16 protein-coding genes and 4 pseudogenes are annotated in these 22,471 nt (G+C 45.0%); 11 read left to right on the top strand and 9 right to left on the bottom strand.

The genetic code is table 11. The features are described 5' to 3' along the window. Both AC0L66_RS22980 and AC0L66_RS22975 read left to right on the top strand, forming a co-directional pair. Nucleotides 1–786, top strand: coding sequence for a carbohydrate ABC transporter permease (locus tag AC0L66_RS22980; protein ID WP_473569556.1), 786 nt, complete (start codon nucleotides 1–3; stop codon nucleotides 784–786). Nucleotides 787–912: 126 nt separating this feature from the next. Continuing rightward, nucleotides 913–2,005, top strand: a pseudogene (locus AC0L66_RS22975) (ABC transporter ATP-binding protein). 99 nt (nucleotides 2,006–2,104) lie between these two features. On the opposite strand, the gene AC0L66_RS22970 reads toward AC0L66_RS22975, so the two are convergent. The 8 genes and pseudogenes from AC0L66_RS22970 to AC0L66_RS22935 all read right to left on the bottom strand — a co-directional run bounded on the left by AC0L66_RS22970 (nucleotide 2,105) and on the right by AC0L66_RS22935 (nucleotide 11,474). Then, entirely contained in the window at nucleotides 2,105–3,889 is a 1,785-nt protein-coding gene (locus AC0L66_RS22970) for an exo-alpha-sialidase (RefSeq protein WP_473569554.1), read from the bottom strand. A gap of 161 nt (nucleotides 3,890–4,050) precedes the next feature. Further along, entirely contained in the window at nucleotides 4,051–5,094 is a 1,044-nt protein-coding gene (locus AC0L66_RS22965) for a YjhT family mutarotase (RefSeq protein WP_473569552.1), read from the bottom strand. A gap of 9 nt (nucleotides 5,095–5,103) precedes the next feature. After that, nucleotides 5,104–6,283 (bottom strand): annotated as a pseudogene (locus AC0L66_RS22960) (N-acetylneuraminate epimerase). A 239-nt stretch (nucleotides 6,284–6,522) separates the two neighbouring features. Beyond that, the gene (locus tag AC0L66_RS22955; RefSeq protein ID WP_473569551.1) at nucleotides 6,523–7,359 is read right to left on the bottom strand and encodes a MurR/RpiR family transcriptional regulator; all 837 of its coding nucleotides are present in this window, start codon (nucleotides 7,357–7,359) and stop codon (nucleotides 6,523–6,525) included. Nucleotides 7,360–7,579: 220 nt separating this feature from the next. Beyond that, a pseudogene (locus AC0L66_RS22950) lies at nucleotides 7,580–8,471 on the bottom strand (dihydrodipicolinate synthase family protein). A gap of 150 nt (nucleotides 8,472–8,621) precedes the next feature. Continuing rightward, on the bottom strand, nucleotides 8,622–9,905 hold the full coding sequence (locus tag AC0L66_RS22945) for a TRAP transporter large permease (protein ID WP_265673836.1): 1,284 nt from the start codon (nucleotides 9,903–9,905) through the stop codon (nucleotides 8,622–8,624). An 8-nt stretch (nucleotides 9,906–9,913) separates the two neighbouring features. Next, nucleotides 9,914–10,435, bottom strand: a complete 522-nt coding sequence (locus AC0L66_RS22940; RefSeq protein ID WP_473569549.1) for a TRAP transporter small permease — start codon at nucleotides 10,433–10,435, stop codon at nucleotides 9,914–9,916. A gap of 73 nt (nucleotides 10,436–10,508) precedes the next feature. Continuing rightward, on the bottom strand, nucleotides 10,509–11,474 hold the full coding sequence (locus AC0L66_RS22935; protein ID WP_265673834.1) for a sialic acid TRAP transporter substrate-binding protein SiaP: 966 nt from the start codon (nucleotides 11,472–11,474) through the stop codon (nucleotides 10,509–10,511). 251 nt (nucleotides 11,475–11,725) lie between these two features. Between AC0L66_RS22935 and AC0L66_RS22930 the strand changes: the two genes are divergently transcribed. The 9 genes and pseudogenes from AC0L66_RS22930 (at nucleotide 11,726) to AC0L66_RS22890 (ending at nucleotide 20,198) form a co-directional block, all read left to right on the top strand. Then, nucleotides 11,726–12,409 (top strand): N-acetylmannosamine-6-phosphate 2-epimerase, encoded by a 684-nt coding sequence (locus AC0L66_RS22930; RefSeq protein ID WP_428754418.1) that lies wholly within the window; start codon nucleotides 11,726–11,728, stop codon nucleotides 12,407–12,409. Continuing rightward, nucleotides 12,409–13,269: an N-acetylmannosamine kinase gene (locus AC0L66_RS22925; protein ID WP_473569547.1), complete on the top strand. Its 861-nt coding sequence runs from the start codon at nucleotides 12,409–12,411 to the stop codon at nucleotides 13,267–13,269. The genes AC0L66_RS22930 and AC0L66_RS22925 overlap by 1 nt, the downstream gene beginning before the upstream one ends. Before the next feature lie 87 nt (nucleotides 13,270–13,356). Further along, the gene (nagA, locus tag AC0L66_RS22920; protein ID WP_473569545.1) at nucleotides 13,357–14,496 is read left to right on the top strand and encodes an N-acetylglucosamine-6-phosphate deacetylase; all 1,140 of its coding nucleotides are present in this window, start codon (nucleotides 13,357–13,359) and stop codon (nucleotides 14,494–14,496) included. A gap of 458 nt (nucleotides 14,497–14,954) precedes the next feature. Then, nucleotides 14,955–15,585, top strand: a pseudogene (locus tag AC0L66_RS22915) (heme-binding beta-barrel domain-containing protein). 490 nt (nucleotides 15,586–16,075) lie between these two features. After that, a complete protein-coding gene (locus tag AC0L66_RS22910) occupies nucleotides 16,076–16,660 on the top strand; it encodes a hypothetical protein (RefSeq protein ID WP_473569543.1) in 585 nt (194 codons plus the stop codon). Between the two features lie 32 nt (nucleotides 16,661–16,692). Further along, on the top strand, nucleotides 16,693–17,517 hold the full coding sequence (locus AC0L66_RS22905) for an ethylbenzene dehydrogenase-related protein (protein WP_473570872.1): 825 nt from the start codon (nucleotides 16,693–16,695) through the stop codon (nucleotides 17,515–17,517). 184 nt (nucleotides 17,518–17,701) lie between these two features. Next, nucleotides 17,702–18,211 carry an Lcl C-terminal domain-containing protein gene (locus tag AC0L66_RS22900; protein WP_473569542.1) on the top strand — a complete coding sequence of 170 codons (510 nt, stop codon included), beginning with the start codon at nucleotides 17,702–17,704 and terminating at the stop codon, nucleotides 18,209–18,211. A 105-nt stretch (nucleotides 18,212–18,316) separates the two neighbouring features. Next, complete coding sequence (locus AC0L66_RS22895; RefSeq protein WP_473569540.1) at nucleotides 18,317–19,126, top strand: metallophosphoesterase; 810 nt, start codon at nucleotides 18,317–18,319, stop codon at nucleotides 19,124–19,126. A 16-nt stretch (nucleotides 19,127–19,142) separates the two neighbouring features. After that, the gene (locus AC0L66_RS22890) at nucleotides 19,143–20,198 is read left to right on the top strand and encodes a cellulose-binding domain-containing protein (RefSeq protein ID WP_473569539.1); all 1,056 of its coding nucleotides are present in this window, start codon (nucleotides 19,143–19,145) and stop codon (nucleotides 20,196–20,198) included. Nucleotides 20,199–20,386: 188 nt separating this feature from the next. Here the strand turns inward: AC0L66_RS22890 and AC0L66_RS22885 are convergent, their stop codons facing one another. Further along, complete coding sequence (locus AC0L66_RS22885) at nucleotides 20,387–22,441, bottom strand: di-heme-cytochrome C peroxidase (RefSeq protein ID WP_265673826.1); 2,055 nt, start codon at nucleotides 22,439–22,441, stop codon at nucleotides 20,387–20,389. Nucleotides 22,442–22,471: the final 30 nt, after the last annotated feature.

The raw sequence follows: 22,471 nt of genomic DNA, 5'->3' as shown, positions 1-22,471 counted from the left end.
ATGAATACTCTCTCACCTACAATGACGCCAGCCGTCACTAAACGTCCAATGTCACCAAGAGCACGTTGGGGACGGGTCGGCATTTACGGCTTTTTGATCATAACAGCACTGTTTTTCTTACTGCCTCTCTATGTCATGGTTGTGACTTCATTTAAAGAACTCGATGAAATTCGTATGAGCAGTATTTTTGCCCTGCCCCAGCAACTGTCTTTCGACTCATGGAAAGTCGCTTGGAGTAGCGCGTGTACTGGACTCGAATGCAATGGTTTGCAAGTTGGCTTTTGGAACTCAGTTAAAATTTTGATACCAAGTGTGATCATTTCTGTTCTGTTTGGCGCGGTTAACGGCTATGCGCTTTCCTTTTGGCGAATAAAAGGCGCTAACCTTTTATTTGCTTGTTTACTACTTGGAGCATTTATTCCCTACCAAGTTTTTATTTACCCGCTTATCCGCGTCTACGCGGATTTAGGTATCTATGGCACACTTACTGGCGTTGTGGTATCGCATGTTATTTTTGGTATGCCAATAATGACGCTACTATTTCGTAATTATTACAGCACACTCCCCTTGGAATTGTTTAACGCTGCCCGAATCGATGGCGCAGGTTTCTTCAAAGTGTTTTTTGCCATCATGCTGCCTATGTCTGTGCCTATTATCATCGTGGCCGTGATTATGCAGGTAACCAATATTTGGAATGATTTCTTAATTGGTTTGGTTTTCGCTGGTACCGAGAACTTACCAATGACAGTACAGCTTAATAACATAGTAAACACCACAATACGGTGAGCGTGCATACAACGTCAACATGGCCGCTACCATTCTTACTTCTCTTGTTCCTCTGATCATCTATGTGGCATCGGGACGTTGGTTTGTCAGAGGCATCGCTTCTGGTGCAGTAAAAGGATAATCATCATGGGTATAGTCAATATTAATAAGCTTGATATCAGCTACGAGAGCACCAAAGTAGTAAAACAATTAGACCTATATATCAATGATGGCGAGTTTCTCGTTCTTCTCGGGCCATCAGGGTGTGGAAAGTCCACCTTACTCAATGCAATTGGCGGACTGATCGACTCCAGTGGTGGGAGTATCTCATTTGATGGAAAAGATGTGACATGGACGGATCCCAAGGATCGTGGTATCGGTATGGTCTTTCAGTCCTACGCACTTTACCCAACAATGTCGGTTGAGAAGAACATGTCTTTTGGGCTTCGTATTGCAGGTGTTGATAAAGATATTATCGCCAAAAAAGTACAATGGGCGGCTAAATTATTGCAACTCGAAGCATTACTCGACCGTAAGCCATCAGCGCTTTCTGGTGGGCAACGACAACGGGTTGCGATTGGTCGTGCACTCGTCCGTGATGCCGACATATATTTATTCGATGAACCTCTTTCCAATTTAGATGCAAAACTTCGAGCAGAGCTCAGGCTTGAAATCAAGAAACTTCACCGTACCTTGAAATCAACGATGATTTACGTCACTCATGACCAAATTGAGGCGCTAACTTTAGCGGATCGTATTGCCGTCATGAAAGATGGCATCATTCAACAACTTGATACACCACATAATGTTTACAATAAACCTAGCCAATCTTTTTGTGGCAACATTCTTAGGGTCTCCAGCGATGAACTGTGTTGAGGGGCAATTGAAGATCAAAGGTCAAAGCACGTATTTTCAATCCCATCAGCTGTCGCTTAATGTCACCGACTATCCGTTTAAATCACCAGCGATTGATGGCATGCCTGTCACACTCGGCATGCGCCCAGAACACTTGTTCACATCATTAACCAAAGATGATGACGAAAACAGCCTAACGGGCGTTATCGAACTGGTTGAGCCAATGGGTTCAGATACTCTCGTGTGGTCAAGATTTGACAGTGAACATACGTTATCTCATCGCACAACCACAGAATTTGAAATTCATGCCGGGGAAAACATTACCGTAAAAGTCGACGCCGCACGCTGTTCAATATTTGATTCCAACACTACCCAAAGGTTATAAAAACTAGGTCCCGATACTACGCAGTACCGGGACCTCTTTTTTACCAGTCTGGTCTTGCTGGTAACAATTACCTTACTCCCAGATTCCTAATATTCTAAGTTAATTTACCGAATCAATGTCAATAATCATCACTCGAATTTCGGTACTGGATGCCGCTTCATAAATAACCCCTAAGGTTTCATTACCATTCACGCCTTGATCTTTTAAGACAACAATATCTGAATAGGCACTATAGCCATCTCTAAATTGAGTACGCTGCGTGAAATCGTAAACACCACTACCGTTATCTATTGCGCTCCATATTGCTAGATCGTTTCTATCAGAACTGATTGCTCCGTTCCCTTGTGGGCCAGACATAAGCACTCGATTATCTCCGTACCGAACTAGACCAATATCCACTTGATCCAACTTGAAGAATATCGAGCCATTGACTGAGTGACGAGATTCGACAACCTCAACCCAACTCACGCCATCGTCTTCACTAATATAGTGATATCGATTAAAGTTACCTGTCCCAGTGACGCCATCGTTACGAGCAGACATGAGCAACCGTCCATCATTAAGCTGCACCATATCTGCTTCACTTGGTTCTTGGGCATAGGTCGGGGTTTGCTGTCCTGCATGCCAAGTTACGCCATGGTCATCACTGTATATAGACACCACTGAAAGGTGCGAAAACGCATCCAAAACAATCGCCGGGAAAATCAACCGACCTGACGTTAATTGAATACCCTGACCCGGTCCGGCGTTAATGCTCTTCCATCCAGGATCACCTTTCCCACCGCTTGCACCTGTTTTAGTCCACCCCTGCTCACCTGGATGATTAACCACATTGCCATTTTCACGTCGCATTAAAGTGGCATTAAAATCACCCTGTAATACATTCGCCACGGTGAATGAAACCGATTTATACGCTGAACTTCCTTGCGTGGAAGAACAGCCATTCCCCCACGTGACTGTTTTCGAGCTGTGTGATTGTCCAGCCCATTGGCTGGCAATTAACGTACCATCGACATAGAAACTCGCATGAGTTCCATCGCCAGTAATACGATAATCATGGTAACCACCAATATCGAAACCTAACGGGTACTCGAGATTTTGACCATTCGCGTACAACACCGCTTTGACTGACTTGTCCTCGTTCACGACTAAATCAACCAAAAATCGCGTATTACCATTACCGTAGTATTGAACGTTACAAGAGCCATTTGCCACTCTTGACTGCCACCCTAACTCCCAACCGTTGCTGTTTGCTTGGGTAATGACACTCGATGCCGATGTTAGTGACCATGTTGCTCTACCATTAATAGCCGCATCTCCGTTAGCAAACCAGTTCACATCGCGAACTTGGTCCAACACATCCGTCGCGGCAGACCACGTCTGACCATGATCATCACTCACGCGATAAAGCAATTTATGGTTGGGGTCATCAAACGGCACGCAGTTGCCATTTTGAGCGCAATCGATATCCCACTGCGTATAAAAAACAAACAACCGCCCTGAAGTGGAATCTAAAATAGGTCTAGGATCAGAAAACGCCTGACCAGACACTTCATGGATCGCTTGATAAGCGGACCATGTTTGCCCGTTATCCACTGAACGTCGGCTTTTTATACTGGTCGCTACGCCATTGCCCGGATCCCCAGATGTACCGCGACCTTCGGCAAACGCCACGAGTGAACCATCAGCAGCGACGATCATTGATGGTATTCTAAAATGGCTGCTGCCTCCTTCTCCCCCTTTAAAAACCACCACATCTCGAATATTTGGGGCGATAGCATTCGCTGGTGACGTCATTAGTAATAGCGTAAACAGCAACGATGCCAGCCACGCCACTTTCATTAAATCTGTCATCCCTTTTATTGACTTTATAAATTCTTGCACTGTCTTTCTCCTTGTTGATACAGAAAACGACACGCACCACCACAGACATCGAGTATCCCGTGAGGATACTCACAAAGTGTTTATCGTTTAAATATTGTTGGCAATAACTCTCGACTTACTTAACGACTTGCAAAAGCGCACATTGCGTCGACGCATGCCCCTTACCGTCTTCTCCCCCGATAACTAACATACCCAGATCTGTCGAGACACTCATCCCGTATGCACATGCACGGGGCAACCGAACCTATGCGCTGCCATTGCCTAGCAGAAAATAACCACACATCGTCGCAATAGGTCTTGGTTAACCCCTGATGGGTATACCACTGCTTCTCTTTCGCCCTTTGTTGACTACCAATAAAGTAAGCGCCACCCGCCACTAAATACCCAGAAATTGTTAGTCCGGAAAAAGCACCCGCTACACCTTCATGTTTCGGAAACGACTGCTGAATACAGGTCAATAAATGGCTAACGACTGGATGGCGAGGATGGAACGTGAACTGTTTAACTTGAGTGCTGCGTAGCCCTGGTTTCACTTCGCCTTCAATTAAAACCACCTTATGCCCATCATGAATCAAACTGGCACCGCAATTAGCGGGGTATGGATTTTTCATTAAGACTTGCCACGTTTGAGTTTGGCAGTCGAACAACCACACATCCTGATTCCATTGGTAATCTTCTGGTGCCATTGACATATATTCGACTAACGTCGCTTGATGTTTAACGGGATCTTCGTGCGGATCGATTAAAGATAACCGCCGAACAAAATCATCAAACAACGGTTTGTTATAGCCGCCAAAAAATGCGATTTTGTCAGGACTAATCTCACAGGCATTAGCACCTAGCAATCCAATAGGGGTATCTGAAGACGCTCTAAGCCACTGACTTTCTTCAAAGGCAACGGATGCACCAACTTCTAAATAATATCCATCCGTCAGCACTTGAGTTGTAAAGCTGTTTTCGGCTAATCCGGCACCAGAAAATACCCAAATACGGTGTTCGGTCGCCACCATAACTGCGTCGTTTCGCTCTGAAGCAGGAAAGGTGGGCAACGGCTGCCAGCCTTGATGCAACGTCTCTAAATCTAAATAAAAAAGTTGCGTTCCAGCACTTCCTAGCCCAGCAAAGACTCGCTGACCAACACGCGCCGCGACACCATTTTTTATAGCGATGGGAAAATCAGGATAAGCGGTTATTGACAGAGTCATGGTGCGCTCCTAATTCGTCACTTGAACCGATTTACCATCCCAAGACAGTAAGTACACTTCTTTACGAGCCTCACGTTGCTGATCTTCTCCCCCAATGACTAATACGCCTTTATCAGTGGTAAATGACGCACCATAAGCCAGACCGTGCGGTAAACTTGTCGATTGTGACCAGAGCCCATTAGAGAGCACGTAGGTTTCTCGGTTAAATGCTTTGCCAAATCCGTTATGGGCAAACATGTTACCTTGCTCAAACGCACCTTTGGCTCCGTGGAAATTCGCCCCGCCAGCCACAATCATGGCACCATTACTTTCACCTGCGTATGCCCCTGCTACCCCTTCTTGCACACCCTGGCCTGTAGGTTGAGGAAGATCATGCAAACTTACCCATGGTTGCGCCGCACCAAACCGGAATTGTTTCACCTCAGCCGTTCTCAGCCCCGGTTTAATTTCACCGCTGATTAATGTTGCCATTGGCCCTTTCGTTACAATGGCAGAGCCACAATTAGGAATAAACGGTGAAGCCCCTAAGTCATCCCAACGTCCAGTTTGGGGAGAGTAGCTCAACACATTCTGGTTCCATTTATAGTCTAGCGGCTTCATTCCCATGTAATCATCAACAATTTTCTGCCACTTTTTAGGCTGTGTTTTCTTATCGGTTGCGTTAATGTCTGAAAGATATTGGTCAAAGTAACCCTTGTTGTAACCGCCAAAAAACAGCACCTGCTTCCCATCGGGAGAATAAGACGCTGCTCCCAATAGGCCGACTGGAGTTTGCGTCTCAACCTGCGACCACTCATTGCTCTTAATGTCATAGCGGTACACCGTATCAAACAAAACAGGAGCAGCATCGTTGGCACTTTGCTTTCCTGAGCCACCAAATATATAAATATTGTTATTAACGACTGTCGCGGTTGCACCACTACGAGAAGGGCCTGTAAACGTCGCTTGTTCTCTCCAACCTTGCGATACATTATCAAGGTCAAGCATATAAAATCCTTTACCTGCTGAGCCAAGTCCGACGTAAAGCTTGTTGTCAACCTGGACACCGACGCCACTTTTAAAACCAATCAAGCAGATCCGGCCATTGCTGGTTGGCATATAGCGATGCGCTACATAAAAGTGTGAGACTACCAAGGAGTGAAGTTGCGAGAGCCGGGATTCGGGCACGGCGTTTAGTGAGATTGTCCATTCTAATTATTCCTTTTATTTATACCATGATGCCAACAACGCTCCAGCCAACATGAACGTCGTTTGTTTAACTTTCATACACAGTATTGATCAAAAAAAATAATTTTTACAAGATCAATTTAACAAAAAAATAATCTTTATTGAAAATGGCAAGAATTTTGGCGGAGAAGGTGTAAACCAAGTGGGACATAAAAGAAAAGCCCGCCGAAGCGAGCTTATTAAATTTATATAATCAGAGTACTAACTCGTCATTAGAGGCATAACCACTTCCGCAGTTTCTTGTACGGATTCTGAGTATTCAGGGTAGGTTTCAAGAAGCTTATTGACTAACACATCCACCAGCAACAATGCGCCCACTTTTGACGCAAAAGCGCCGCCAGTTAAGGGGCCTTCTGGCCTTGCGGCAACCAACATTTCGCTCGAAATAGCCGATAATGGGCTATGACTAATATTCGTTAACGCAATCACTGGGATATTGCGTTTGTAGGCTTGCGTGGCGGCATGGACCACTTCTTTGGTTGAACCCGAACTGGACACCGATATCCATAAATCGCCCTCACTACAGCGAACGGCGTTCATCGCTGCGAGATGAGTATCTTCATACATAGTGACCTTTTTGCCAATTCTTAGTAATCGAAATGACAAGTAACGCCCTACAATACTCGATGCGCCGACCCCTACACAGCTAATAAAACTGGCTTCATGAACAAGGGTACAGATTCGGTCTAATGATTTTCTATCTATGAGCTTGGCGGTATCTTGTAAACTTGCTACCGCATTTTGAGCAGACACATCGCATACGTCTCCATCAACGATGGGGGCATTGCGCGTCGCGGTTTGGCTTAAATCTATCGCAAGCGCCATACGAAAATCAGAATACCCTTTGTACCCCATATCACGGCACAGCCGGACTACTGTCGCTTCACTGGTTTGAGTATTCTTGGCAAGATCGGTGATCGTTTGAAACTGCACGTCATGCGCATTTTCTATGATGTAATCAGCGACGATTCTTAGTTTTTTACTCAACGGCTCAATATTAGAGCGCATCCTGACTAAAAGGTTTTTAGGCGAATTCACAATAGCCTCTTTCTCATGTTGGCATAGCTTCTGCTAGCGTAAAAATAGCAGACTCAGGAAAACAATGACATAGCCCTAAGTATTTAAGCAGTAAATTAGTAGATTCAACAAATAAAGCTGCAATTTAATGGTTGGAAACCATACAAAAAGGGGATTTTCCGTGGAACGATGCCCCTCTTTGTATCGCTCATTACAGACTTAAATTCTTAGAAAACGGGGTTTATAAGAAATCAGCATCTCGCATTTTTGCTATAACATCGGCTTTCTGTGTTGTCGTTAAAGCGCGAATAGGCAAACGAGGATCACCAACATCAATACCATGTAACGCCATGGCCGCTTTACCTGCAGCGACACCACCGTACTCAACTAATACCCGAATAATGGCGATAACCTTATCCATTAGAGCGCTAACCTGCGCTTGATCACCACGATTAAACGCTTCAATGATCGCTAAATATAAAGGCGCTGCGTAGTTATAGGTGCTACCCACCGCGCTGACTGCCCCAACCGCTAGACCTAGCAGGCAAGAACTCATCAACTCCAAACGGTACGTCAAATTTCCCACCAGCCACACGCACGCAACGTTGATACTCATAAAGGTCACTATGATTGAACTTAGCGCCAGACAGGTTAGGAATGCGTTCATTTCCTTGAATGAGGAATTGCTCTAAATCAACATTCACCCCGGACATGCCAGAATGATAATAATAGAAGCCCTTCGACGGTGCAGCCGCCGCAACTTGAGCACAATATTCAACCAAATCCTCTACATTACCCGGCTTAAAAAAGCAGGGGCCAATCGCAGATGTCGCTAGGATATCAAGCGTGTCGGCATGGCGAGTCAATTCTAATGTATCAACAATGCTCAACGCCCCGGTATGTACAATTAGATCTAACTGACCATCCGCCGCTTTCTCCCAGCGCTTGGCAATGATTTTTCGCTCTTCGACCGAGCAGTGGATCCCTTCACCTGTGGTTCCACAAATGTATGCGCCAGTAACGCCCTGTTCAATAAGGTGTGCCGCTATCTGATCAATCGCCCCAAGATTCACGCGATTTGCAGAATCAAACGGCGTATGAGGTGCAGCAATTAAGCCTGACAATTTTTTCATCTTCATCCCTTAAAAATAACATCTATATATTCTGGTCATATAGATGGAACAGAGGTCCCTATTCCATCTTATAAGTTGGTCTCGTTTCTTTTTAAGCACTAGCGTGATGATCACTTGAATAACCTAATGCTCAAATGGCTCATTACTTGGCTACTGCCCGTATCCCAACATAAGTTCTGGTAGGAACAACGTAAATTGAGGGAACACCGCAATCAGCGCCAACACAATAAACAAAGGCACCAACAATGGAATAACGCCTCTTGTTAACGTGTGGAATGGAATGTCACCGACTTTCGAAACGACGTACAAAGCCATCCCCATCGGCGGTGTCAAAATACCAATCATTAAATTCAAAATAGCCATGACACCGAAATGCACCGGGTCAATACCGACCGCGGCCGCGACGGGTACTAAGAAGGGAACCAATAACAGCAATAGTGCCAGTGATTCAATAAACGTACCCAAAAACAGCAGGAGTAAATTGATAAGTAACAATAGAACCAGAGGGTTATCACTAATGGTTAGGAAGTAGTCCGCCATCATTTGTGGCAATTGCTCACGCGCAACAATCCAACCAAACACCGTTACACCCATCACCATTAGAGCCACTACCGCTGTGGTGTTAACCGTTTCTTTTAAAATATGTACAAAACTAGAAAGTGTTAATTGACGATATACCACCGTACCCAAAAATAGCGCATATAAAGAGGATACAACCGCCGCTTCTGTTGGTGTGAACTTACCAGAGAAAATACCGCCAATAATAATGACGGGGGTTAATAGCGACAAAAACGCTTCTTTAAGTGACTTAAACTGGTCTCGGCGAGATGCACGAGGTAGCGTCATATAGCCGCGTTTCTTACAAATGACATAGCTCATAATCATAAGCGATGCCGCGCACATTAAACCCGGTATTGCACCTGCGAGAAACAATGCGCCAATGGACGTATTAGACACGACACCGTAAATAACTAACGGAACCGATGGTGGCACCAGGGGACCAATAATGCATGATGCCGCCGTAAGTCCACCAGCAAAATCGTCGTCGTATTTTGCATCTCTCATTGACTTAATTTCTAACTGCCCAAGACCACCCGCGTCGGCCAAAGCCGAACCAGACATTCCAGAAAACAGCAGGCTTGCCATGATATTGACATGCCCTAAGCTGCCCGTAATGTGGCCAACCATAGATTTGGCGAAATTAAAAATTCGCTCTGTAATACCAGCACTGTTCATTAGGTGCCCAGTTAATACAAAGAACGGAACAGAAAGTAAGGTAAAGTTATTGATACCCCCCAGCATTTGCTGAGCAGCGAAGTTAATACCGGTACTTTGTGTCAATAGCAAAAATACCAGCGCGACAAAAATGAGTGAGAAGCCTACTGGCATCCCTGCAAAAAGAAGGGCTAACCAGCCAAAAATTGAACCTGCCATATCGAATCCTACCTAGCCCTTGTTTGCGAGCTCTGCTCACACTCTACTTCGTCGTTGCGACGAAAATCCTTTACGAGCTGAACCATTTTTTCCACTTGGCGAACCACCATAAACGCCCCACCCACTGGCAAGCTGTAGTTCATCCATTTACTGGATATTTCCAATGTAATCAGTTCAAAAAATGCGGTACGTTGCACGTGTTGATAACCAAGGTAGACGATGGCGAAAATAGAAGCTAAAACCGCCAGTTCCAGAGTGAAAGCCAGTACAAAGCGAGTATTGTAGGAAAGCTTATCCGAGAAAAATGTGATTTTGACGTGTGACCCGCTTTTGATTGCCAATGCGCAACCAATTAACGACATATACATAAAGAGCAGCCTTGCTAACTCTTCGCTCCAAAGGGATGGGTCATTTAACAGCCATCGTGTGCCTATTTGCCACGTCAACACTGCCAGCAACACCGCCATTAGAGGAACCGTTATAATTTCTTCTATATTATCAATAATCTTACGTAACATTTTTAGCTCCAAGGCTGGCCCCTAATGGCCAGCCAAGCTTGTTTACAACCAAAGTAAATCGCGACCTATTGTTTAGGCTTAGTCCTTACATTCCGGCTAATTTTTTCACAATCGGCTGACCAATTTTTGCTTCAAACTCTGAATACAGTGGCTCCATTGCTTGACGGAATGGTGCCAAATCAGGGTAAGTGACGTTAACCCCTTCAGATTCAAAGAAAGCGACCAATTCAGCTTCTTGTTGTTTCACTGAAGCCGTATGCGCAGCCCCCGCTTTTGCTACGGCTTCAGTGACAACATTACGCTCTGCATCAGACAACTTCTGCCATGTCGTATCTGAAATGATCACCATTTGATCGTTAACAATATGATTAGTGATGGCTAGGTTCTTTTGAACCTCGTAAAACTTCATCGTTTTAATTGTTGGAAGTGGGTTCTCTTGACCATCTACCGCATTGGTTTGCAGTGCCAAATACACTTCAGAGAACGCCATGGGTGTTGGAGAGGCGCCAGACAGCTTCGCGTAATTCAAATTTGGTTTGGCATTTGGAACACGAAGTTTCAATCCTTTAAAATCACTGATCGATTCCAATGGTCGGTTTGATGTGGTTTCACGAGTACCGTTGTACCATGTGTCCAAAGCACGCCAGTTAAATTTAGTCAGCATTTCCTCACGGATGCCTTGTCCAAAGTCCGATTCAAACATACGGCGCAGATGCTCGTAATCCTTAGCGACGTAAGGCAACGTAACAGCTTCAGCTCGTGGGATCCAAAGACCCATTCGCCCAAACTCTGCATAAGTAATGTCCAAATCGCCCATGCTTAACTGTTGCAACATTGCTCGGTCATCACCAAGCTGTGCGCTTGGAAAAAGTGATAGTTTCAATTCACCATCACTAAGCTCTTCAATGGTATCGGCAAGCAATTTAGCTGACGTGTACTCAACCGATCCAACCGACGCCTGCATACCCATTTTTAGTGTTGTTGCTGCTTGTGCTGAAACTGCAAATCCGAGTGTCAGCATCGCGATGGTAATTTTGTTCATGGCTTTCATATTGTTCCCTTATATTTATTTTCTACCTGATTTCACCACTTTCAAAAAAAATTTTATTTTGTTTGAAAAAAATCTTCGTTATGGATTATCATAGCGGTGAAGATTATTTTCAAACCTAGATTTAACAAAATGTGATCACGGGCAGATATTCGAACCAGATAACATTCAAAGTACTCATCTAGTGCCCTTGTCCATTTACATTTTTTTGTAGTAACACTTGATTTGAGAGGTCCACCGTGAGAGATAAAGCGATTAACATCAATGATTTAAAAGGAATTCTTAACGGACAGACTGTCGTTTCTATACAACCTGTAGATGGCAGCCCGCTTGCTAAAACCGAGATTGTGGTGGCGATGGCTCAAGCCGCCGAACAAGCAGGGGCTCGAGCGTTAAGAATTGAAAGTGTCCGTAATGTTAAAGCGGTTTCGGCTCACGTGGGTATACCAATCATTGGAATTGTGAAGCGAGACCTAGTCGATAGCTCGATAAGAATCACGCCATACTGCAGTGATGTGACCGCATTGGCCGAGGCTGGCGCGACCATTATTGCCTTTGACTCCACCGACAGACCAAGACCAGAAAGCAGAGAATCCATTATCGCTACTATCAAAAAATCGGGCTGCTTTGCGATGGCAGATAGCGCCTGCTTTGAAGATGGGCGCTGGGCTCATGAGCATGGTGTTGAAATCATTGGTTCTACCCTATCGGGTTATGTCGGTGACGTCGAACCTACTGAGCCAGATTTTGAACTTGTTAGACAGTTTTCGCAGGCGGGATTCTTTACAATGGCGGAAGGTCGATATAACACACCAGAACTCGCCGCCAAGGCCATTGAATGCGGCGCCACGGCAGTCACCGTTGGTTCTGCCCTCACAAGACTAGAAGTCGTGACTGGTTGGTTTAATCAAGCTACGCGCGCTGCCGAGGTACACTAATGAACACCCTTGCTATAGATATTGGGGGCACAAAGATTGCTCTGGGATTGATTAAAGACGGGCAACTTGACGAACGAATACAGATTCCTACCACCCGTGCGCTTTCAGCAGAGCAGTTTGCTGGCTACATTCTCGAACACTGCCAAACGTGGCTTAACGAGGTGGATAAAATCGGCGTGTCGACAACAGGCCTAGTCACCGAGCAAGGTATCAGCGCCATCAACCCCGACACACTCGCCTTCCCTACCCCATTTCCCCTTCAGCAAGCATTGGAAAAGGCGACCAATAAACCAACGCTCATGCTAAACGACGCGCAAGCCGCCGCTTGGTATGAGTATTTACATATTGGTCATGGCGCTCACAATATGGCATACCTCACAGTATCGACTGGTGTTGGCGGTGGACTCATCATCGATGGAAAGCTCCATCGAGGCCACAACAATTTCGCGGGACATATTGGTCATATGGTTGTTGACCCAAACGGGCCTTTATGTGGATGTGGTCTACAAGGCTGTGTTGAAGCCCTAGCCTCCGGCACCGCAATACAAAAGGTTGCTAGCCAACAAATATCGGCTTGTATCACTAATGTTGAATTATTCCAACGAGCTCACCACGACACACAAGCTAACGCTATTATTGACAGTAGCGCGCAAGCCATCGCCACCGTATGCAGCAATTTAAAAGCGAGCCTAGACTTAGATATTATCGTCATTGGTGGCGGGGTTGGCCTTGCTGATGGTTATATTGAAAGGATAAGGCGCTACATAGCAAACAAACCCGCGGTCTTTCAAGTCACTATCACCAAAGCAAAAGGCAACCATGACGCCTGCTTACTGGGCGCTGCTGCGCTTTTTGACTAGAACATACAATTTCGCTGACACATACCATACTGTCAATGAGTAGAATGCCGACCAGACGCAATATTAGCAAAGAGACAAGGATTCCGTATGACACTACACGCTATTTCCGCTCACCGCATTTTTGATGGCGAAACCATGCACTTGGATTCTGCCTTACTTTGGGAGAACCAGCGCATTATTGGTATCGTACCTAACGCCTCTGTCCCTAGCCACGCGAAAATTAGTCACTACCCGAATTCAACGGTCACCCCGGGATTTATCGACCTTCAAGTCAACGGGGGTGGCGGGGTCATGTTCAATCAGGACACTGACGCGGACGGTATTCGCACCATTTGTGACGCTCACCGAAAACATGGCACTGCGTATTTATTACCCACCCTCATCAGTGACAGCCAAGATAAAATCAATCAAGCCTTAATCGCTACCGAAGACGCACTTAATGCCAATATTACCGGTGTGATAGGCGTTCATTTAGAAGGCCCATGGCTGAGCCCCAACAAAAAAGGCGCTCATGACAGCCACCACTTCTATGACCCTAGCGTCTCGTCATTAAAAGCGCTGACTTGGCCAACTCATGGCAAGGTGCTCATCACATTGGCACCAGAAGAGGTCAACCACGAAGCCATAGAGTGGCTATCCCAGCAAGGCATTATTATATCGTGTGGGCACAGCAACGCGACTCAAAGCCAATTAAATCCAGACACATTATCTTATATCAATGGCTTTACTCACCTCTACAACGCCATGTCTCCTTTTACTGGCCGCGAGCCTGGAGTGGTCGGTAGTGCACTAATGACAGACCACGCTTGGTGCTCAATCATTACCGATGGTATTCATGTCGATCCAACGAGTGTGAAATTAGCGCAGCGAATAAAACCAAAAGGAAAGTTAGTAATAGTGACGGATGCCATGGCAACGGTGGGTAGTAGCGACGACTATTTTGTCCTAAATGACGAAGTAATTCGGGTTGTTGATAATCAGCTAGTCAATGCCAATGGCAGTTTGGCTGGGGCTCATATTGGCATGGACCAGTCCGTCGCCTATGCCATTAGTTGGGGTATTGATGAGTGCGAAGTATTTAAGATGGCATCAACCTACCCAGCTCACGCATTACAAAGTGAACAAACTCTTGGCTACCTTAAGCCTGAGTATATCGCCGCAGCAACTATCCTAGATGAACACTACCAAACCGAAGCCGTCATCGTTGACGGGAAACTCTTTACTTAACCTTCAGCTTGCAGAGCACTTTAATTAACGCTAGCTCTGCACATTAAGCCGCTTAGGCCATACTTTTCCCCCTATGAAAATATGGCCTATTTTTTATCCCAAGTGCTCAGGTTTGACCTTTCACTTATTATCTGAAATCAGGCATAACACTCACATAAGTGAAACGATACATTCAGAAACGCGTTCGCGCCACCACTTATTAATGTTAGTTATATCAGTTATTTACTATAATCCAATCACATCGACCTATAATCAACGCAAATAAACACCACCAGCACCATACCTCAGATTAATGTATTTCACAATAGCACTTACATCCCGCAACATTTTCCAATGTATATTTTCATTTTTTTATTGTTCTTTTGAAAATAAATTGATTTCGATTAATTTCTAAAGCAAATTAACAATCTATTATACCGACATAACAACGAAGTAAATAAAACATACAGGAAGTAAAAATGAAATTAGCAACAACTTTAGCCTTAACATCTTTAGCATTAACGCCTATGTCATCTTACGCCGCTCATACGGTAATTAACGGTTTAGACTTTGGCCCATTAGCGCAACTTGTAGGCACATGGAAAACAGCAGAAACCGAGCGGTGTTGATATGTCTCCTGCTCAAGCTGGCACACCACAGGGTAAAGGCGCTCCAGCTGTGACTCCATTTTATGAGGTCATGACATTCGAAGTGGCCGCTGACGCTGTGAACGCTAGTAAACAAACACTTGTTGCCCTTTATTACAAGCAAGAAGTATTCAGAAAAAAAGACGATTCTAAATTCCATGACCAACGCGGTTATTTTATTTACGACCAAGAAAACCAAATTGTTTACAACTCTTTCTGTGTACCAAGAACAACGTGTGTAACAGCAGAAGGCCCTGCCGGAAATAACATGACATTAAAGATGTCAGGCCGTGGTGTTGCTGAGTCTAATTTTATGACTGAAAATGCAAGTACGACTGACTTTACTATGAATCTAAATATTGAGGGTGACAAACTCACTTACTCTCAATCTACTATGCTAAAAATCTACAGTGGTGTATTTGCTCATACTGATGCGTCTGTATTAGAGCGTGTAAAAGACTAGTCCTTATTAATTCAGACCTACTCTGGTACGTATTATACGATTTAAACGTATAGACCATTGAATTGATATATTCCCAAAGTCCCTTGCAAAGAGGGACTTTGTATTTAATCTAGCCTAAAAAACAAAACCATATAGCACTTATCCTTTCCTCGCGACCTCTTCCTCTACTACCCGTTCTACCCATTAGTCTCCGTTCAATTCTAAAAAATCCACACAAAAGCAGCTTACCCCTCAATTTACCCAACTTTCTCTGCATAGATATCGCATTAAAACCTCGAAATACGTCGCAAAGTTTGGCCATTCCCTTCCCCTTATTGTAACTAAAACCTACAACATCCTAACCACTACCTATAGTTCATGAAATTTTTCAAGAGTCCGGCGCATGAACACCCATTTTTGGCTACCATCCAAACAAGTCATCAGATGCCTCCATTTAGTCACGGTGCTGTCCATCCTAATAAGCCTAACAAGTGGAATTAGATTTACACTCATGACGGAAGAACAATGGCAATTTTTATCCCCCGTTCTACTTCAAGGAGATGTCTACACGTGGCACTTCCTTTCAGCCTCATGCTTATCAATATTGTCCGCTGTCTACGCGACTTTCAAATGGAGAAGTTACCAACATCGTCGTCGTGATACTCATACACCCAGTCGCTACCATCGACTCACACGATATTATGGCATCACGGTTTTGCTGCTAACCATTTTGTCCGGTTGGTTCCACTACCTTGACACAGCTCTAATCCAGACCTCACGCCTACATTTATACTCCGCTATTGGCATTATCAGCTACTTAGTACTACACAGTTGGATCTATGTCATTCAGCTAGGAAAAAACAGCGTTCATTGGCTACTCCCCACGCCTACTCGTGGGCTTACGCTTCGTCTCCTTAGCTTTACCACCAGTGTCATTGTCCTTTCGCTGTTACTTTTCTACACCCTATTTTTCCAACCACCCTTCTATAAACTCAACGCTTTGGAAATCAACAATCAATCTTTATTTGTTGTTGATGGCGTGAAGTCTGAGAATTTTTGGGATAACTCACCCATTTTGAAAGTTCAGACCACCTAAGCGGCGACAATTTCCAAAATGGTCAAACAGAAATTAGCGTCCAAGCCGCCTACAACTCTGAAGAGCTGATTTTTTATTTTACTTGGCAAGACCCATCTCAAAGCCTTGAACACCTCCCGCTCGTGAAAACAAATGGCCGCTGGAAGGTAAAGCAAAGCCAATTCGATACCTTTGAAGAGTCGAGATTTTACGAAGACAAGTTTGCCGTCATGTTCTCTCAATCATGCGGATATGGGGCCGATGGAAGTGTCAAGCTGGGACCAAAACCCTTACACCATGCACCAGCCAACTGGCATGGCAAAGGCTATCACTACACAAGCGGAGATCTAAAAGATCTGTGGCACTGGAAAGCCGTTAGAACCAATCCAATGGTTCAAGCCGATGATAGCCATATCGGTCCTGCATTAGCGCCAAGGGCGGGACAAAAACGATACACAGCAGGCTACTACAGCGATGCAAAAGAGAGCGGCGGATACACGATGAACTGGCAATGGTTTCAAACTGAGCACATCATACCTAAAAGGCTGCCTACCGCTTCCTTTTCTTCAGCACAATCCCTCACATGGTTTGGCAGCGAACCTTACAAACCACAAAACGACCACTACCCCGAAGGCACATTCCTACCGTCCGTCATTTTACAATCTAATCAGTTTGAAGGCGATCGTGGCGATGTTCGTGCATTCGCGACTTGGAACGACGGAGTATGGTCGTTAGAAATGGCGCGGAAAAAACAAACAGGCTCTCAAACCGATCTTCCCTTCCACGGTACGGTGTGCATGTGGGTTGCTGCGTTTGATCGGAGTCAGATCGGCCATACTCGGCACCAAAAACCAATACAATTGGTGCTCCCGCTATGAAACTTCGAATCTTAAGCTCACTGCTATTATTCGTCTTCGTCGTAATAGGACTATTCGTATTTCCTCATCAACGACCTAGCGAACCCGCATCAACTCGATATTCTAAAATCTCACTCAACGGTTTATTTGTCTCGCCTTGGCAAGGCCCTTGGTCATGCATTTATGACCAAAAAACTAAGCTACTTTGGGAGAAAAAACCGATGATGAAGGAGTGCATCATGCTAATTGGACCTACTCATGGTTAATCAATTCCAATCCATTTGAGTCCGACCTAAAAAGCACACAAATGCCGAAAGGGACAACCAAAATACAAGGTGCATCCAATAAGGGGGATTGCCACTTAGTTGGGCAGCAATGTGATACCCAAGATTTAGTCGATGCCACCAATAACGAACAATTATGTGGCGCGACACGATGGCGACTCCCTACCTATCACGAACTCAATTCCATTAGGACCTCCCGCCATAGAATAGGAACGGCAACGATCGATACTGATTTCTTTCCTTTCATCCTATCTGGGGATTACTGGAGTGCAACTAAGGAACCAAAGCTAGACGCTATTTATTCCCGCCATGGCAAAGGCGCGAGAAGCGTCAACTTCTTTAATAATAACGACTTACGACTGCCATACCAAAATGCGGCTTTCGTCATATTAGTCTCTGACGATACCTCGCACTTAACGATCACCTATTAGCGGTTCGCTAATAACTATTAACTATTAACTATTAACTATTAACTATTAACTATTAACCTAAACAACCAACACGCTCAGTTAGCTAAAAACAATAAGGAAACGACAATGAAGGGGCTATTTTACCTTGCTACTATTATCATATTCACCCTCTCCTCCTCAGCCAACGCGGAGGCGATCTACCACCGACTCATTTGGGATAACTCCCCTCAATTTGAAGCCACAATTGGCTACACGCCCACCACCAACGCCGAGTACTATGTTACTTATGGATTTTCGCCCAATGAACAAAATTGGCAGTCAAAGTCTCCTCATACCTCAACAACCTTCGACAACACGCTAGAAAGCGAGTTTGTCACCCTCTCTTCACTGCCCGCCAACTCTCCCGTTTACTATCGTGTCTGTTCAAGCAGTGGCTGTGGTGAAAGGCTGTGGTTCAAAACTGCCCCTACCGATAACAGCCCTTATACGGTGATAGCGGGAGGAGACACTCGAACCGGTTGGACGACAAGACGCAAAGGCAACCAGCTCGTTGCCAAAATAAGACCTCTTTTTATTATGCATGGCGGCGATTACACCAATGCCAACACCGCCAGTGAAATGTCTGAGTATTTGTCGGATTGGCAACTCACCTTTTCAAATGATGTTATCGAAGGCACGGCTTACAAACGCATCTACCCATTTATCGCCACTCATGGTAATCACGAAGATCGCAATTACAACACGTTATGTCAGGTATTTGGCGTAGATTATAATAGTGATAATTACTGTGATGCCAAAGACACGTTCGGCGCATTTAATATCTCGCCATTGCTACGGGTCTACACGCTCAATAGTCAATTTAAAAATAGTGGCTGGTCTAGCCATGCCAACAGCATGAACCAGTGGCTTTCACAAGACTTATCGATAAATGCTTAGCTCAGCAAAATGGAGAATGGCGCAGTACCACAAACCCATGTATCCCCATTACACCGGAAAGTCAGACAACACCATTCTGGTGAGTTGGTGGGCACAGCTTTTCTACAATCATGGGGTTAACCTTGTGGTTGAGTCTGACACTCATATCAATAAAATCACACAAGCGCTGAAGCCCTCTGGTATTGGCTTTACTAGCACGACAACGGGTGGGACCGTCTATGTTGGTGAAGGTAGTTGGGGTGCACCTGCTCGTTCCGCCAATGATCCTAAAAGTTGGACAATCGATTTTGCCAGTATCCAGCAGTTTAAAGTTATCAGTGTCACGCAAGAAAAACTCACGGTTCGCACCGCACAATTTAGCTCAGGCGCAGAGACACTAACGAAATCACAGCGAGACCTCGACCCATTAATGCTGCCCGGAAGTATTCAGTGGTGGTCAGCCAGTGACATAGGAGACTCCCTTGTTCTAAGCAAAGCAACCAACGGACTCAGCATTATTGATTCTGGTAATGGCGGCCCAGTTGATCCCCCAACATCCAAGGAAATAGCCATCGGCGAAACCAAGTCTGGGCTAGCGGGTTCATCGTCTGCGGAGATTCACTTCTCTATCCCTGTGCCAGCAGGAACCAAAAACCTGTCTATTTCTACCAGTGGCGGTTCTGGCGACGTCGATCTTTATGTTAACCCGGGTCAAAAAGCCAGCTCAACTCGCTATGATTGCCGCCCTTATAAAAGCGGTAACGCAGAGTCATGCCAATACACTACTCCAACGTCCGATACTTACTTTGTCATGTTAAAAGGTTACTCAAGCTTCTCTTCTGTCACGCTTAAAGTGACGGGTGAAGTCGATGGCAATACTGGTGGGGGAAATGGTGGTGGAAACGGAGGTGGTACTTGCGACGTTACCAGTATTAATGTCTATCCAAATTGGCCACAGCTAGACTGGCAAGGTAACCCGAGTCACGCAAGCAGTGGTGATAAAATGGTGTATCAAGACAGTATCTACCAAGCCAAATACTGGACTCAAACCATACCCGGCAGCGACAACAGCTGGAGTACGGTTTGCCAATAAAATAGGCTTAAGACCCATCAAATGCATTCGGTGGTGGGTCTTTATTGGTTAGGGGCCTTATTATTCTTTTACTGTGAATCTGTTTTCTTCAACTCACAAACTAAAAAGTGAGATCGATGAAAAAGACAATGCTCATTTAATACTGAGCATTGTCAACGATAGGCGTACCGCTACGAGTAAGTATTTCGTTACAACGTTTTCATATACTCCACTAACGTTTGCTTTTCTTGAACGGACAGTTGTGTGCCATACACATGGCCCTGATTATTATTACCCAACAAAGACGTATCAAGCAGTGAAGAGTGCTCCGTTTGTTCATTGACGAAACCCACGTTAACAGGATCAAGTTCGCGACTTCCTACGTAGAATGTTTTTAAACGTTCTTTTGGCGGAGTAAGCAACTCCATCAAGCTCAATACTGACCCATTATGTAGATACGGAGCCGTTGCCCAAATACCATTAAGTGGCCGTGCTTTATATACCTGTCCTGTTAGGACTTCTTCGTTAACTGGACTCGGTTTTTGGGACTCAAAAAACTGGGTTATTTGACTGTCTATATCTTTGGCTAGCGCCTTGCCTTTCACCAATTTAATCGTGAGCTCAAGCGCTTGAGAACATTTAGTTGAACCAGCTCGATACGCCTCACACCTTTTATACACCTTAATGAGCTCACCATAAGCATCTTTGAGAGCCGCAAACTCAGCGACCACTTCTGCTTGCTGGAGTGCTTTATCTTTATCAGATACGTTAATTCCGTTGTTCTCATTAGCCGCTAACTTGCCTCCCATATACTGTACGAATGCGGCTCGTGCGGCATCTTCAAGTTGATCGATAGCACTACCAACCACAGAATTCACCAACGGATTAAGACCAAGAGTGGTATACCCTATCGTTGGCCCCGCCACGATTGCTTCTTTACGACCTTGGTAGTTATCAGCGTTTCTCAACGCCACTAAGTTTAAGATTTCTTGAGAGTCGGTTTGTATTTCCGAAAGCGGCGTTAACACGGCTTGGTAATTTTGCCCTTCGTCAGCACGCGCAACAGTAGTGTGACAACTTGCACATTCTTTATCATACAGAGCTTTCCCTGCTTGGCTTTTGTCTGTATCAATCTGGAATGCCGCTAACTTTGCTTCACTCGGCCATTGTGGGGATCTCAGCTGCGCAACGCGAGCTTCTAATAGGCCCAATCCGTTAAAGTCTATCGAGCTACTATAGCCAAGCCCATGACTCTGGCTATTGATATCGATTTTTCCATAAACCCCAAGTACCTCGCCACCATTTCGAATCAAAGCTCCAATACTTAACGGCCCGTTAGGCGCAAATCCCGTCCACTGAACATAATCAGACTGATGCGTCCCCCAGATAAAGGGGTAACTGACTGGCGCATTTGCTGGGCGAGCATTCGTCGGCTCAGCAGTAAAAACACTCAAAACTTGATTGAAAATCGCACCGATCGCGTCTAGCCTTCCATAACCGTAGGGTACTTGTTGGTCGTTAGGGACATTGATCATGTTACGATTACTCAATACGACAATTTGTTCCTGCAACGCCTTCTTTAATGCCGCTTGTTCGGAGCTTGATGTATTCTTGTCTAGCAACATGTTGTCAGCAAAGCGGGAAAATTTTTCAGGATCAGCTAACGTTGCGGTTAGTGCAGCCACCAAATCGACATTAAATGTCTGAAAATCCGCCATTGTCGGCCCACCATCAATCCGCATTCGCAAATCTTGGTAGGTAACTTCCGTTGTATGACAGGCTGCACAGGTTAACCCCACCCACGCTTTTCCATCGCTACCCACATCTTTTGCAAAGCCAACACTTAAACCATCCGGATTCAGTTCGCTTGCCTCACTCGCGATATAACCATATTGTTGAATATTGGCATCACTGCGAAAAAGCGCCACGCTGTCACTCTGCTCTAAGTGTAAATACCACTTATATGGAAGGATCTGGGAACCTTGGGTGGTATAGTAAAATTCTTGCTGTGATGCTAGTGTCCACCCTTGCTGCAAATTCACAGCACCGTTAACACTATCCGCTACAGGTTCAGGATAAACGAGTTCGGATCCCGTTTGATACGGAATCAAATCAAGTAGACCCTTTGCCTCCATCGCCAGTATCCTTTCTCCTATCAAGCTACTGTCTATTTTTTGCTGTTCTATAGTATCCGCGGCATGGGTACTGCCAGCTACTAAACCAATCGAAACCGCAATCAACAAACTAAAATTGCACATTTTCATAATCTTACCTATCTCAGTTAGTTAAAAGGG

Source organism: Vibrio sp. GJ43-1, assembly GCF_055808835.1.
The sequence above is the reverse complement of the archived record's forward strand: the minus strand, read 5'-3'. Positions and strand labels throughout refer to the sequence as shown.

Bases quoted from the DNA above. Each gene is read 5' to 3' on its own strand.
- AC0L66_RS22980 (WP_473569556.1), top strand. From the start codon at position 1: ATGAATACTCTCTCACCTACAATGACGCCAGCCGTCACTAAACGTCCA.
- AC0L66_RS22965 (WP_473569552.1), bottom strand. From the start codon at position 5,094: ATGACTCTGTCAATAACCGCTTATCCTGATTTTCCCATCGCTATAAAA.
- AC0L66_RS22945 (WP_265673836.1), bottom strand. From the start codon at position 9,905: ATGGCAGGTTCAATTTTTGGCTGGTTAGCCCTTCTTTTTGCAGGGATG.
- AC0L66_RS22935 (WP_265673834.1), bottom strand. From the start codon at position 11,474: ATGAAAGCCATGAACAAAATTACCATCGCGATGCTGACACTCGGATTT.
- AC0L66_RS22925 (WP_473569547.1), top strand. From the start codon at position 12,409: ATGAACACCCTTGCTATAGATATTGGGGGCACAAAGATTGCTCTGGGA.
- nagA (WP_473569545.1), top strand. From the start codon at position 13,357: ATGACACTACACGCTATTTCCGCTCACCGCATTTTTGATGGCGAAACC.
- AC0L66_RS22910 (WP_473569543.1), top strand. From the start codon at position 16,076: ATGACGGAAGAACAATGGCAATTTTTATCCCCCGTTCTACTTCAAGGA.
- AC0L66_RS22895 (WP_473569540.1), top strand. From the start codon at position 18,317: ATGAAGGGGCTATTTTACCTTGCTACTATTATCATATTCACCCTCTCC.
- AC0L66_RS22890 (WP_473569539.1), top strand. From the start codon at position 19,143: ATGGCGCAGTACCACAAACCCATGTATCCCCATTACACCGGAAAGTCA.
- AC0L66_RS22885 (WP_265673826.1), bottom strand. From the start codon at position 22,441: ATGAAAATGTGCAATTTTAGTTTGTTGATTGCGGTTTCGATTGGTTTA.